This is a genomic window from Kitasatospora sp. NPDC048407, from assembly GCF_043200475.1.
Taxonomy (GTDB): Bacteria; Actinomycetota; Actinomycetes; order Streptomycetales; family Streptomycetaceae; genus Kitasatospora.
The window spans coordinates 56308-69055 of sequence record NZ_JBICXW010000012.1; the positions used below are offsets into that span (position 1 = coordinate 56308).

Genomic DNA, 12748 nt, shown 5'->3' on the forward strand with positions numbered 1-12748 from the left:
AGCGGCGGCAACCGCCACCGACAGCGCGGCCTGACGGGCCAGCGCGGCGAACTTCGAAGCGGACTCGGTGCTCTGAACACCCATGACAGGACTCCTTCGGGGAGGGGGACGAATCGGGATAAATCGGGCCGCTCGGGGCACGTTCCGCTCACGGGTGCGGCACGGGGGGGGTCAGACGGTCGGGATCCGCAGGGCCAGGGGTTCGGCGCCGGGGCGGCACTGGAGGTCGCAGCCGCAGCCGGGGGGCAGCAGCAGCCAGTGGCCGGGGAGGAGCCGGACGCCCTGGTGGGTTCCGAGGCCGGTGGGGTGGACCCGGCTTCCGCCGTGGTGCTGGAAGAGCAGCAGACTGCTGTCCTCCGGGGCGGCGAGCCGCCGGACGGGCCGGCTCGGGGCGGGTTCGACGGGGCGGCCGAGGTGGTGACGCAGGGTGTCGGCCCAGTGGGTCGCGCCGTGCGTCGGGGCGGCGTCCGGCGGGTTGGCGCCGGGGTGTTCGCCCTCGGTCCACAGGAGTGCCGGGCCGGTGCCGAGTCGGCGGTTCAGGAAGGCGACGACCTCGCGTTCCTGGTCGGCCGGACGGTCTTCGTCCTGTCCCCAGTGCACTGTCGCCACCTCCGTTCCGCTGTCCGGTGGGGCCCGGTGTGCCCCGCTGACATCAATAGTGCGGTGCGGCGGAATTGACGGACAGTCACGGCTTGGCGGTCCCGGGCGGCCGGTAACGGGTGGCCGGTCCCGGGACCGCGTGACACGCGGAGGTGGGGTGAGTCAGTCGTCGAGCAGGCCGGCCCGGGCGGCGGCGACGCCGGCCTGGAAGCGACTCTCGGCGCCCAACTCGTCCATGATGTCGGCGATGTGGCGGCGTGCGGTGCGCAGTGACATGCCGAGGCGGCGGGCGATGGCCTCGTCCTTGAGGCCGGCGGCGAGCATGCGGACGATGGTGCGGTCGAGTTCCTGGGAGACCTGTTCGAGGCCGTCCTCGGCGGCGGCGGCGAACGGGCGGGCAAGCGACCAGGCCTGTTCGAAGATGCCGCAGAGGTAGGCGAGCAGCGCTTCCTGCCGGACCACCAGCGCGCCCCAGGTGCCGTCGCTGAGGGGGAGGAAGGCGAGTTCGCGGTCGAAGACGATGAGGCGGCCGAACAGCTCGTGCGCTGTGCGGTATTCGGCGCCGAGGGCGGTGGCGGCCTCCACGTAGGCCTGGCTGGGGCCGTTGAAGCGGGCGGTGTGGTGGTAGAGGGTGCGCATCCGGACCCCTCGGCCGAGCAGGGCGCGGTCGCGGCGCAGGGCCTCCTCCATCGCGGCGGGGACGCGGGAGCCGCCGCCGGGCTGGCTGGTGAGCACTTCGCTGCGGCATTCGGCGGAGGCCCGGTCGAGGGCGTCGCGGACGTCCTGGAGGTCGCCGATCACCTCGATCTCGCCCGCTCCGCCGGTCTCCCGGACCTGCCGGTGGTAGGCCAGGAAACCGGCCACCTGGGCCTGGCGGTGGGCGAGTTCGGCGCGGCTGCGCTGGATCTCGGCCTCGACGGGGGCGGCGAGTGCGGCGATCGCGGTCTGCGGGGGCAGGGCCCGGCAGCGGGCGGGGTCGGCCGGGTCGGGCTGGAGCAGCTGCCAGGCGGCCAGGCGGTCCAGGGCGGTGGTGGCGGCGGCCGGGTCGAGCCCTTGGCGGGCGAGGTGTCCGGCCAGCGCGTCGGGGTCGAGGCGGCCGTGTTCCAGCACCCAGGAGTAGGCCGCGGCATCGGCCGGATCGGGCGCGAACTCGGCTCCGGCGCACGGAGCTTGGGCCGATAGGTCCATTTTCGTCCCTCGGTCATCTTGCTGCCAGAGCAGTTGGTGAGGTGGCTGCACGATGGTTCGGGCACCCGGCGGTCGTCATGCTAGTTCCCAGGCGCCGGGCCTTGGTCGAAAGCCCGGACACCGAGATCCCCGTCTCTTCCCGTCCTCAGGAGGACTCTGCCATGAAGCGGTTCGCTCGCACCGTCGCGTTCGCCGGTCTGCTGCTCGCCCTGGCCGGCGCGGCCCCCGCGGTGATCGCGGCGACCCAGTCCGGCCCGGCGGCGGCCGTGCGGGCCGACGGCGCGAGCCCGACCGGCGACACCTCCTGGGGCGGCAGCTGCGAACTGCCGCTGTGCCAGCCCGAGTTGTACTGAGCCGGAGCGGAGCGGGCCCGGAGCGGGCCCGGAGCGGAGCGGGCCCGGAGCGGAGCGGGCCCGGAGCGGGCCCGGAGCGGAATGGGCCCGGATCAGAGCGGGCGGACGTTCATCGGCAGCCAGTTGTCGTTGGTGTCGGTGAGTCCGATCCGGGCGGTGTCCCACGTCCCGTAGCGCGGGTTGACCTGGATGTGCAGCGCGGTGCCCGCGTCCACCAGGGCCTTGCGGATCGCGGCGTCACCGGCGGCGCCGGTCGGGTCCTGGCCGCCGGCCAGCTTGGTAAGGCCGAGCTGCTGGCGGTAGAAGTCGTCGATCCCGTCGGCCGGGACGCCCTGCTTGACCCGCAGCAGTTCGGCCAACTTGGCGTCGCCGCCCACGGTGCGGCTGTCCGCGGCCCGGGCCGCGCCGATCTCGCTCGCGTCGACCTTCAGCCGGCGGTCCGCCAGCGCCCGGCCGATGACCTTGTCGAAGATCAGCTCGTTGACGGTGTGCCTGACCAGCCCGGACTGTTCGTTCGCCGCCTGCCCGCCGGCCTGCCCGGCACCGCCCGCGCGGACCGCCGACATCCTGGCCTGCACCTGCGCGATGGTGATCCGCTCGTCGCCGACCACGGCGGCGGCCCCCTGGTGCGCCGGTGCCCCGCCACAGGCGGAGAGCGCGGCGGCGGCGACTGTCACGCCGAGTGCGGCGCGCAGTCGGCGGACGGAGCTGGTGCGGGTCACTGGGGCCTCCTGGTCGATGGAGCGCGTTCCGGTGGTGCTTCGCGTACGTGGCTGGGACGAACAATAGGGAGCCCCGTCCCCTGGTGCCAGACCCCGCGCGCAGGTCCCCGTCCGAGATCGTCCACCGCTCCCCGGGGTGGACGAACGTTCGCCTAGGATCTGCCGCGATTCGGCCTACTCACCTGGGGGACACGGAACATGACCACTCGACGGAACCTGCTGCGGGTCGCCGCGGCCGGCGCGGGAGTCGGCGCGGCGACGATGGCGGGCACCGGGAGTGCGGCGGCGGCCGTCGCCGACCCGGCCCGGCCGCTGGGCTGGATCGACGTCAAGGTGGCCTACCAGGCCAAGGGCGACGGCACGGGCGACGACGCGCCGCTGCTGCAGAAGGCGTTGAACGATGCCGGTCCGGGCGGCGTGGTGGTCCTGCCGACCGGCAACTACCTGATCTCGTCGCCGCTGGTGGTACCGACCGGCGTGCGGATCCAGGGCAGCGGCTCGTCCTGGTACTCGGGCGGCGGTTCCCGGGAGACGGTGATCAACGCCTCGCCGTCGTTCTCCGGCAACCAGTTGATGCTGGTCGACGACAGCCGGGGCGAGAACATCGCGGTGTCGATCCGCGACCTCACGCTGCGCGCGGCGGACGCCCCGCCCGGGACGGCAGTCGGCCTGGACGTGGTCGGGGCGGTCTCCCAACTGCTGGTGGAGAACGTCCAGGTGACGCAGACCAAGGGCGCCGGGATCCGGCTGCTCGCGGCGAACGGCAAGGCCCCGACCACCGTCCGGTTCCGCCAGGTCGGCACCTGGGGCACCCAGGGGAACGGCTTCGAACTGGACGCCCGGGACAGCCAGTTCACCGGCTGCCTGGCGTACGGCAGCGGAGGGTCCGGCTGGCGGCTCGTCCGGTCCAGCAACAACCAGTTCGCGCAGTGCCGTTCCGAACACAGCGCGCGGCACGGCTTCGAGTGGACGGACGACCAGCCGATCGGCGCGGTCGTCCTCACCGCCTGCACCACCGACCAGAACGAGCAGGACGGCTTCCACCTGGAGCGGATCGGCGGCGTGGCCGCGGTCCAGTTCGACGGCTGCTGCGCCCGCCGGGACGGCAGCACCGCGGGCGGCCGGTTCTCCGGCGTCAGCATCACCGGCTGCACCGCGCCCGTCCTGCTGACCGGCATGGTGGTCACGGCGTTCCGCGACGACAAGGCGACGAAGGAGTCCCCGTACTACGGCCTCACCGTGGCCACTTCGTCCTCGGTGGGCCTGCAGGCCGCGGCGCTGTCCACGATCGCGGGCGGGCAGGCGGTCAACTGGGACGGGCAGGGCCGGCTGAGCACCGGACCGAACCTGATCACCGGCACGTATCAGAACAACGCCACCGCCTGGAACCCCTCCGACGGGCTGCGCAGCGGCCCCGACCAGCTGTCCTTCGCGAGCGCGGGAGTCGTCACCCCGCTGCTCGACCCGACCCCGCAGCCCGCCGATCAGGGGCTGCTGACCTGGGCGTTCGACCCGTCCTCGCTCGGCAGCACCGGGGTGCCGACGCCCGGGACGATCCAGCTGGTCCGGGTCCTGCTGCGCACCCCGCAGCAGGTCTCCGCGGCGCTGGTCGCCGTCACCGGCGCCGGCGCCGGGCTGACGGCCGGCCAGAACCTGGTGGGCCTGTACGGGGCGGACGGGTCGCTGCTGGCGAGCAGCGCGGACCAGAGTGCCGACTGGACCGGGACCGGCCTGAAGACCGTCCCGCTGACCAGGACCGCCGGCGTGCCCGCCGTCCTGCCCGCCGGCTCGTACTGGGTGGCCCTGCTCACCAACGGCGCCACAAGCCCCGGCTTCGGCCGCGGCTCCTTCCTCTCCACCACGGCCATCAACGTGGGCCTCCCCGGCCAGCCGCCGCGCTACGGCCAGTACGGCACCGGCCAGACCGGGCTGCCCGCGAAGGTGACGTTCGGCCAGGCCGCCAACTCGACCAGCTCGTTCTGGGTGGCACTGCGGTAGACCGCACTCCGTCGACCTGGTGGTCGGCTTCGGTCCGGTCGGACGCGGACATCGCAGGTCGCAGGTCGCAGTTCGGCAACGAGGAGCGGGATTGACGGCGGGCGGGTGTCGCAGGTCCGGAAAGCTTGGGACTCTTGACGAGATGTCATGTCAGCCCGATTCATGGGGGAAGCGGGATGTGGGGACCGGGCACAGTACTGGGCGGGCGCTACACGCTCGGTGAGCGGCTGGGCAGTGGCGGCATGGGCGAGGTCTGGCGGGCCGAGGACGGGGTACTGGGCCGGGCAGTCGCGATCAAGGTGATGCATCCGGGGCTGGGTGACGAGCAGGACTTCATCGAGCGGTTCCGGCGCGAGGCCCGGATCCTGGCGACGGTGCGGCATCCGGGCATCGTCCAGGTGATCGACTACTGCGAGCCGGCCGAGACCACCGACGTCCGGGCGACGTACATCGTGATGGAGCTGATCGAGGGCCGCCCGCTGCACCTGGTGCTGGCGCAGGACGGCCCGATGGTGCCGGCCCGGGCGCTGGGGCTGGTCGCGGAGGCGCTGGACGCGCTGCACGCCGCGCACGCGCGGGACATCGTGCACCGGGACCTGAAGCCGTCGAACCTGATGGTGCGGGACGACGGCGGCGTGGTGGTCACGGACTTCGGGATAGCCCGGGCGTTGGCGGGCACCCGGCTGACGACCACCCACTCGGTGCTGGGCACGGCCCTGTACGCGGCGCCGGAACAGGCCGGCGGCCAGGCCGTCACGCCCCGCTCCGACCTGTACTCGATCGGTGTGGTCTGCTTCGAACTGCTCACGGGGCAACCGCCGTTCACGGGTGAAACAGTGCTGGAGGTGGTGGTCAAGCACCTCCAGCAGCCGCCGCCGGGACTGGCCGAGGCGTTCCCGGCGCCGGTGCGGGCGTTCGTCGCGCGGGCGCTCGCCAAGGACCCGGCGGACCGCTTCCCGGACGCGGCGGCGATGGCCGCGGCGGCGCGCTCGGCGGCCGAACTTCCGGCCTCGGCAAAGGCGGTGGCGGCGGACACGCTGCTGGCCACCGTGCCGGACAGCCCGACGCCGAGCACCGTCCCGGCCGCCCCTCCGGCGGACACCGGCGCGCGGACCGCGGAGACCCCTCCCCCGGAGAGCCGGCGGCGCCGGCTGCTGCTGCCGATCGTCGTGCCGGTGGTGATCTCCCTGGGCACGGGCGGCGTCTTCCTGGTCCAGGCCGCGCCGTGGAAGTCCGACACCTCGCAGACGGGTTCCGGCCCGGTCTCGGCACCCGGCGGCGGATCGCCCCTCCCGGTGGCGTCGACGTCGGGCGGCCCGCCCGGGTCCGCCTCGCCGTCCGCCTCCGCCCCAGCCCCGGCCTCCGACTCGCCCTCCCCCGGCCCGCAACAGCCCTCGTCCGACCAGCCGGGCACCACCGACACCCGCCCGGCCCAGGGCGGCGGGGGAACCGGCGGCGGAACCGGCGGCGGAGGCAGCAGCAACGGTGGCGGTGGCAACGGCGGTGGTGGCAACAGCGGTGGCAGCAACGGTGGTGGCAATCAGCAACCCGGCGGCACCACTGCCCCGCCGAACACGCCACCCGCCAACGGCGGCACGACCCCCGGACCCCCCGCAGGCTGCGGGGGCGCCGGCTGGGGATACCTGACCTCGGTGGGCAGCGGACAGCGGCTCGGCCTGGCGGCGAACACCCTGGCGGGCGGCACGGCGGCGGTGATGGACCGCAACACCTCGTTCGGCTGGTACCGCTCCGGCCCGGACCCGGGCGGCTGGTACACGCTGTACCCCTGCAACATGAGCAAGCCGATCCTGGTCCAGAACGCCACCGGGACGGCAGTCACCCTCCGCTCCGGATTCAACGTCCTGACCAGCTGGTCGGTGGTCCAGGCGCCCACGCCGGGCGCGTACTACCTCAAGGACTACATGGCCAGCCTCTGCCTGACCGACAACGGCTCCGGCAACGCGGCCACCATGGAGAACTGCACCCCGGGCAACACCACCCAGCAATGGCGCATCCCCCCGGCGGGCTGACAGCCCCCGCCGCGGCGACGGCGGATCGTCGCGGTCGATCTCGGCGCCCACAGCGGCGACGCCGGAATCGACCGTCAGATCCGTCAGATCCGCCTGGGAGGCTCCGGGCATGGAGATGACAATGCAGCTGACGATCGACTGCTCCGATCCGCAGCGGATGGTGGCCTTCTGGGCGCAGGCCCTGGGCTATGTGCCCGAGCCCGCGCCCGACGGGCACGCCACGTGGCGCGCCTACTGGGAGGCGATAGGGGTGCCTGCGGAGGAGTTGCCGGCCGGGGCCGGCGACATTCCGGAGTCGATCGTCGATCCGGCAGGTCGTGGACCGCGCGTGTGGTTCCAGCAGGTGCCGGAGCCGAAGACCGTCAAGAACCGGTGGCACTTCGACCTCACGGTCGGTGGCGGTCGTGACGTCCCGCTGGACGTCCGCGCGCAGCGGGTCAGGGCCGCGGTGGATCAGCTGGTCGAGGCCGGTGCCACCGTGCTGGAGATCAGGGACGAGCCGAGCATGGGGCTGTACGCCGCGGCCATGCGGGATCCCGAGGGCAACGAGTTCGACGTCGTCTGAGGACCGTCGCGAGTGTGTGCCCGGTCGGCCCGCACCGCGATTCTTCACCGCCCGGGATCCACTTCCGATACACGCCGCAGGGCCGGCTCCTCGGTCAGGTCGCGTACGGGTTGGTGGTGGTGCGGTGACTGCCGAGCTGCTCCAGGTGCGCGCGCAGCCGGCGGACGTCGGGGTGGTGCGGGCCCTGACGGCGCTCGGTCTCCAGCAGGAGTTCCAGCAGGCTCTGCCAGGCCGCCTCGACGTGGCCGGTGGCGGCGAGCAACAGGCCGATGCGTTCGCGCAGTTCAGGGGCGTGCGCGGAGCCGAGCGGCAGGGACGCGAGGACGGCCTGGTACTCGGCGAGGGCCTCGCGGGTGAGGCCGAGCTGCTCCAGGCAGCGGGCCGCGTGGCGGCGGTGGTCGAGCGCGGCCGGGTCGCGCTCGGCCGCCGCGGCGGCGGCCAGCACCCGCAGTTCGGGCAGCGCCTCGGCCCACTGCCGTTCGGCGAGCAGGGTGCGGGCCCGGATCGCCCGCACCGTCTTCACCAGCGGCGCGGCCTCGCCCTGCTCGGCGACGGCCCGGGGCAGCAGCCGTGCGGACAGCTCGAGCACCTCGCCGTGCCGGCCCGCCGCGACCAGGTCGGAGAGCCGGGCACAGGCCACGGCCAGGGTCTCCTGCCCGGGCGGCTGCTCGAACCGGACGGGCGGCGGCACGGCAGGCATGAACACCGGCTCCGGCGGCGGCAGTTCGGCTCCCCCTGCGGGCTCCGGATGGTGCGGGTAGCGGTACGGGTCCGCCGGGTCGGGGACGGCGGGCAGCCGGGTGCGCGGGCGGCCGGTCGGGGCGGGCAGCAGCGGCATCAGCAGGGCGTGCACCTCGGCCGCGTCGACCGGCCGGTGGTCGGGCTGCTTGGCGAGCAGCCACAGCACCAACTTCTCCAGCGCGGGCGGGACTTCGAGACGCAGCCCGCGCAACGGCTGCGGCGGGTCGTCGAGCTGGCGACGCAGCACGCCGAGCGCGGTGGGCGCCGGGAACGGGGGGCCGCCGGCCAGCATCTCGTGCAGCATGCAGCCGAGCGCGTACAGGTCGCTGCGCCGGTCGGTGTCGGCGGCCATGGCCTGCTCGGGGGCCATGTAGGCGGGGCTGCCGATCGGACTGCCGGTGAGGGTGAGCCGGGTGGCGGTGGGGTCGATGGCGGCGGCGATGCCGAGGTCGAGCAGGATCACCCGCCCGTCCGGACGGACCATCACATTGCTCGGTTTCAGGTCCCGGTGGACCACCCCCGCCCCGTGCACGGCGGACAGCGCGGCGCACAGCTGCCCGGCGACCGCGACGGCCCGAACGACGTCGAGCGGGCCCTCCTCGGCGATCAGGTCGGCCAGGCTCATCCCGGGGACCCGCTGCATCACCAGGTAGAGCTCGTCCCCGTCGGCGCCCGCGTCGTACACGGTGACCAGGCCCGGGTGGTCGAGGGACGCCCCTATTCGGCACTCGCGCAGGAACCGCTGCCGCAGCAGCTCGCCCTGGCTGTCGCCGCGCCCGGCCTGGTCCGGCACCGCGTCGGCGCGCAGCAGCTTCACCGCGACCTGCCGCCCCAACTGCTGGTCCCGGGCCGCCCAGACCTGCCCCATCCCGCCGTGCCCGATCTTCTCCTCGAGCACGTACCGCCCACCGACGGTGCGGCTCACGGCTGCCCGTCCCCGGCCTGACGGCGCAGCAGCTCACCGAGCTCGCGCAGCTCGGCGGTGCCGGTCGCGCCACCCGGTGCGGCGGCGGGCGGCGGGGTGGCGGGGTGCGGGGTGGCGGCGGACGGTGCGACCGGGGCCGGGTAGGGGTACGGGGTGCTGGTGCCGGAGGGGTACGTCGGGGCCGACGCCGGGTACCCGGGGTACGCCGGGTACGGGTACGGCGGCGGGGTGGCGACGGCCTGCGGCCAGAACCGGCGCTGGTTCATCAGCAGGTAGTGCACCGGCGTACCGAGGAACAGCGGGAGCAGCAGCAGCAGACCCACCAGGTTGTTGATCGTCCCGCCCTCCGGGGTCAGCCCGGCACCCACGTACAACCCCAGCTGCATCAGCCCGATGACGACCGCGCCGACGATGTCGGCCCGGCGCCGCCGCCCCACCGCCAGCACCAGCGAGGGCACCATGCCGAGCATCCCGAGGGTCAGCACCGGCACCGCCGCGCACAGCAGCGTCACCCAGATCCGGGGCGGGCCGGAGACGGCGCGGGCGGGCATGGACGCTCCTCGACGACGGGAATGTGCTGCGCACACGCTACCCCCACCGGAAGCGGCTGCCACGACTGATGGCGGGTCAAAGACGGGGACCGGAAACGGGGGACCTCACACGCCCCGCTGGTCCTCCGCAGACTCGCCCTCGCCGTTCTCCCCCAGCCCTTGGGGGCTGGGAGGTGCCCCCACGAGCCGCTGAACGGCTTCGCCGTTCCCCAGCGCGCGTCAGGATGGCTTCGCCGTTCCGGCCGCGAGGGCGTCGGTGAGGGCGCGGGTCAGGGTGCGGGCCTCGGTGGTGGTGCGGGTCAGGGCGGCCTCGTAGTCGGCGAGTTGGCGGAACGCGGCGCCCAGGGCGAGCTGCTGCTCGACCGGCACGCGCGGGACTTCGACCCGGCGGATGTCGAGGCGGCTGGTGGTGGATGCGTAGCTGCTGGCGCGTCGGCCGGCGCCGGTGGCGCGGAGCTGGCCGGCCAGGAAGTCGGGGTCGAGCAGTGCGGGGTCGGGCCGGAGCAGGTGGAGCCGGGCCCCGAGTGCGGCGCCCGCGTAGGGGCTGCCGGGGTGCACCGCCTGTGCGCCCTCGCCGCCCAACGCCGGCACCAGCACGTCACCGTGGCGGATCGTCAGCGCGTCCGAAGCGTCGGTGGCGACGCTCGGTGGGGCGGCGGTCTGGAGGTCCTGGTCGGTGAGCAGCGGGGTGCGGCCGCCGGGGCGGGCGGGGGCGCCCTGGCCGGAGGAGTGCACCTCGAGCGCGCCGGAGCGGGCGAGTTCGCCGATGCTGACCTGCGGGGGTGCGCCCACGCCCGTGGCGGCGAGGGCGGGGAGGGCGGCGTCCAGGTCGGCGAGCCGGGCGAGTTCGGCGGCCAGGTGTTCGCGCAGGGCGGTGAGTGCGTCGGGGGCGGCCTCGGCGGGCAGGGCGGGCAGGTGGCGGGCGGGGGTGAGGTCGGTCTCGTCGTCCAGCAGGTCGAGCGCGGGCACGGCCCGGGAGCGGCCGGGCCGGTCGGCGGGCAGCGGGCCGCCGGTGCGGGCGGCGGTGTCGAACGCCTGCCACGCCGTCAGGACGTCCTGCTGGAGCGCGGTGCGGTCGATCCGTTCCCGGCCTCCGTCGGCGGCGGCGTCCAGCAGCAGCAGGTGCCGGAAGTCGTCGCCGGGCTCGGGCCCGCGCAGCACCCACACGTGCAGCGGCACGCCATAGGGCGGGGCGACGCCGGCGGGCAGCGCGATCACGGCTCGCAGCGCGCCCGAGCGGACGAGTTCGGCCCGCACCCGGCGGCCGGCCCGGCGGGACGCGACGGTGGGCGGCAGCAGCAGGACAGCCGTCCCGCCGGGGCGGGTGTGCGCCAGGCAGTGCAGCACCCAGGCCAGTTCGGACTCGCCGCGCGGCGGCACCACCCCGCCGGGCCAGCGGCTGTCGTACTGCAACTGGTCGTGGCCCCAGTCGCGTTCGTTGTACGGCGGCCGGCACAGCACGGCGTCGGCGGCCAGGCCCGGGAAGGCGTCGGCGCGCAGCGCGTCCCCGGCCCGGACGTCCACCGGCAGCGGGCCGGGGAGGTCGGCGGGGGCGGCCAGCGCGAGGCGCAGCAGTGCGACGCCGGCCAGGCCCGGGTCGGCGTCCTGCCCGCGGCGCGCGGCGGGCGCGGCGGCGAGCAGCACCCCGCCGGTGCCGCACGCCGGGTCCAGCACCGCCTGGTCGCTGCCCGGCGGTCCGGCGAGGGCGGCCAGCAGGGCGGCGGTCTGGGCCGGAATCGGCTGCTGGAGGCGGGGGTTGGCCTCGGTGTACCTGGTCAGCAGTTGCTCGTACGCGGCGGCGGGGGCGCTCTCCGCGGTCAGCCGGGCCAGCAGCCGGGCCAGGTCCAGGTGGGTGGCACCGGCGATCAGCGGCAGGTCGAGCGTCGCGGGCGCGTCCGGGCCGAGCAGCGCTCCGACGGTGCGGCGCAGCGCCTTGGGCAGCGCGGTGGCCAGCCGGGTGTCCGGCTGCTCGGCGAGTTCGGCCCACGCGGACGGGGCGCGGTGCAGCAGGAGCAGCAGCGAACCGGCCGTCACCAGCGGGGCGACGGCCGAGCCGGACGGGTCGCGGAGCAGCTCCAGCTGCTGCCAGACCCGTTCCAGCAGCGGAAGTTCGGCGAGTTTCCCCTGCGCGCGGAGCCAGTGTTCGACCTGGTCGAGCCGGAACGTCGGGCTGGTCTCGGTGCCGCCTGCGGGCCGGGGGAAGTCGGTGTGGCGGCGGCGCCAGTTGGACACGGCGGCCCTGCCGACCCCGGCGAGCCGGGCGATCTCGGCGGCCGTGACCTCGGGACTTTCCGACATGCGCGGGCTCCTCAGCAGCTGGGTGTGGCCACACAGCATAGCCAGGAGGCCACCCCGACGCGTTCACACGTGAACAGAGACGTTTCGTGAACTCGCATTGACACTGTTCACACCCGGGGCTTTACTGGAGTCATCGCCGGAACCCCGGCCCACCGCAGAATCCCTGGGGGAGAGCCCGTCATGTCCATCCGCATCAGCACCCGCCGCACCGCTGCCGTCCTCCTCGGCGCCTGCCTGCTCGCCGCCGCGACCGCCTGCGGCCCCGACAAGAACTCCGTCTCCACCGCCCCCAAGGCCGCCGACTCCGCGAGCGCCTCCAGCGCCGGCGGCGACCAGGGCAAGGCGGCCGGCTCCTCGGTGGCCAAGCCCGGCGACACCATCGGCCTGAAGGGCGTGGAGAAGTCCAACACCGCGGACGTCACGCTGGTGAAGGTCGTCGACAACTCGGAGGGCGCGGACGAGTACACCAAGCCCGCCGACGGCAAGCGCTTCGTCTCCGTCCAGTTCCGGATCAAGGCCACCGGCAGCGCGGCCTACGCCGACGCCCCCGCCAACAGCGCGAAGGTCCTCGACGACAAGGGCCAGGGCTACAGCTCCACCGTCGCCGACACCAAGGCCGGCCCCGAGTTCCCCGTCCCCGCGAACATCGCCCCCGGCGAGACCGCCCTCGGCTTCATCACCTTCGAGATCCCGGCGGACGCCAAGCTCGACAAGATCCAGTTCGCGCTGGACAGCGGCTTCGCGCAGCAGACGGGGCAGTGGAAGCTGTAAGGGCAC

The 12748-nt window shown here is 74.5% G+C and carries 11 protein-coding genes; 5 read left to right on the forward strand and 6 right to left on the reverse strand.

What is annotated here, in order from left to right; all coding sequences use genetic code 11:
• Positions 1-171 precede the first annotated feature (171 nt).
• Both ACGFWJ_RS22140 and ACGFWJ_RS22145 read right to left on the reverse strand, forming a co-directional pair.
• Complete coding sequence (locus ACGFWJ_RS22140; RefSeq protein ID WP_392952141.1) at positions 172-600, reverse strand: hypothetical protein; 429 nt, start codon at positions 598-600, stop codon at positions 172-174.
• Between the two features lie 162 nt (positions 601-762).
• Positions 763-1788, reverse strand: coding sequence for a LuxR C-terminal-related transcriptional regulator (locus ACGFWJ_RS22145; protein ID WP_392952144.1), 1026 nt, complete (start codon positions 1786-1788; stop codon positions 763-765).
• A gap of 161 nt (positions 1789-1949) precedes the next feature.
• Between ACGFWJ_RS22145 and ACGFWJ_RS22150 the strand changes: the two genes are divergently transcribed.
• On the forward strand, positions 1950-2141 hold the full coding sequence (locus ACGFWJ_RS22150; protein ID WP_392952147.1) for a hypothetical protein: 192 nt from the start codon (positions 1950-1952) through the stop codon (positions 2139-2141).
• A 92-nt stretch (positions 2142-2233) separates the two neighbouring features.
• Here ACGFWJ_RS22150 and ACGFWJ_RS22155 read toward each other — a convergent pair whose 3' ends face one another.
• A complete protein-coding gene (locus tag ACGFWJ_RS22155; protein ID WP_387638014.1) occupies positions 2234-2863 on the reverse strand; it encodes a hypothetical protein in 630 nt (209 codons plus the stop codon).
• A 198-nt stretch (positions 2864-3061) separates the two neighbouring features.
• Here ACGFWJ_RS22155 and ACGFWJ_RS22160 point away from each other — a divergent pair, with 198 nt between their 5' ends.
• The 3 genes from ACGFWJ_RS22160 to ACGFWJ_RS22170 all read left to right on the forward strand — a co-directional run bounded on the left by ACGFWJ_RS22160 (position 3062) and on the right by ACGFWJ_RS22170 (position 7456).
• Entirely contained in the window at positions 3062-4861 is a 1800-nt protein-coding gene (locus ACGFWJ_RS22160; protein ID WP_392952149.1) for a glycosyl hydrolase family 28-related protein, read from the forward strand.
• 176 nt (positions 4862-5037) lie between these two features.
• Complete coding sequence (locus tag ACGFWJ_RS22165; protein WP_392952152.1) at positions 5038-6891, forward strand: protein kinase; 1854 nt, start codon at positions 5038-5040, stop codon at positions 6889-6891.
• Positions 6892-7000: 109 nt separating this feature from the next.
• Positions 7001-7456: a VOC family protein gene (locus tag ACGFWJ_RS22170; RefSeq protein ID WP_387638023.1), complete on the forward strand. Its 456-nt coding sequence runs from the start codon at positions 7001-7003 to the stop codon at positions 7454-7456.
• A 94-nt stretch (positions 7457-7550) separates the two neighbouring features.
• Here ACGFWJ_RS22170 and ACGFWJ_RS22175 read toward each other — a convergent pair whose 3' ends face one another.
• The 3 genes from ACGFWJ_RS22175 to ACGFWJ_RS22185 form a co-directional block, all read right to left on the reverse strand.
• Positions 7551-9122: a serine/threonine-protein kinase gene (locus tag ACGFWJ_RS22175; protein WP_392952155.1), complete on the reverse strand. Its 1572-nt coding sequence runs from the start codon at positions 9120-9122 to the stop codon at positions 7551-7553.
• Positions 9119-9673 carry a hypothetical protein gene (locus ACGFWJ_RS22180; protein ID WP_392952158.1) on the reverse strand — a complete coding sequence of 185 codons (555 nt, stop codon included), beginning with the start codon at positions 9671-9673 and terminating at the stop codon, positions 9119-9121. Before ACGFWJ_RS22180 ends, ACGFWJ_RS22175 begins: the two co-directional genes overlap by 4 nt.
• A gap of 219 nt (positions 9674-9892) precedes the next feature.
• On the reverse strand, positions 9893-11971 hold the full coding sequence (locus ACGFWJ_RS22185; protein WP_392952161.1) for an N-6 DNA methylase: 2079 nt from the start codon (positions 11969-11971) through the stop codon (positions 9893-9895).
• A gap of 180 nt (positions 11972-12151) precedes the next feature.
• Between ACGFWJ_RS22185 and ACGFWJ_RS22190 the strand changes: the two genes are divergently transcribed.
• Positions 12152-12742: a DUF4352 domain-containing protein gene (locus tag ACGFWJ_RS22190; protein ID WP_387865340.1), complete on the forward strand. Its 591-nt coding sequence runs from the start codon at positions 12152-12154 to the stop codon at positions 12740-12742.
• Positions 12743-12748 lie beyond the last annotated feature (6 nt).

Excerpts from the sequence above, each read along its gene's own strand:
- ACGFWJ_RS22145 (WP_392952144.1), bottom strand. The coding sequence starts at position 1,788 with ATGGACCTATCGGCCCAAGCTCCGTGCGCCGGAGCCGAGTTCGCGCCC.
- ACGFWJ_RS22150 (WP_392952147.1), top strand. The coding sequence starts at position 1,950 with ATGAAGCGGTTCGCTCGCACCGTCGCGTTCGCCGGTCTGCTGCTCGCC.
- ACGFWJ_RS22160 (WP_392952149.1), top strand. The coding sequence starts at position 3,062 with ATGACCACTCGACGGAACCTGCTGCGGGTCGCCGCGGCCGGCGCGGGA.
- ACGFWJ_RS22165 (WP_392952152.1), top strand. The coding sequence starts at position 5,038 with ATGTGGGGACCGGGCACAGTACTGGGCGGGCGCTACACGCTCGGTGAG.
- ACGFWJ_RS22170 (WP_387638023.1), top strand. The coding sequence starts at position 7,001 with ATGGAGATGACAATGCAGCTGACGATCGACTGCTCCGATCCGCAGCGG.
- ACGFWJ_RS22180 (WP_392952158.1), bottom strand. The coding sequence starts at position 9,673 with ATGCCCGCCCGCGCCGTCTCCGGCCCGCCCCGGATCTGGGTGACGCTG.
- ACGFWJ_RS22185 (WP_392952161.1), bottom strand. The coding sequence starts at position 11,971 with ATGTCGGAAAGTCCCGAGGTCACGGCCGCCGAGATCGCCCGGCTCGCC.
- ACGFWJ_RS22190 (WP_387865340.1), top strand. The coding sequence starts at position 12,152 with ATGTCCATCCGCATCAGCACCCGCCGCACCGCTGCCGTCCTCCTCGGC.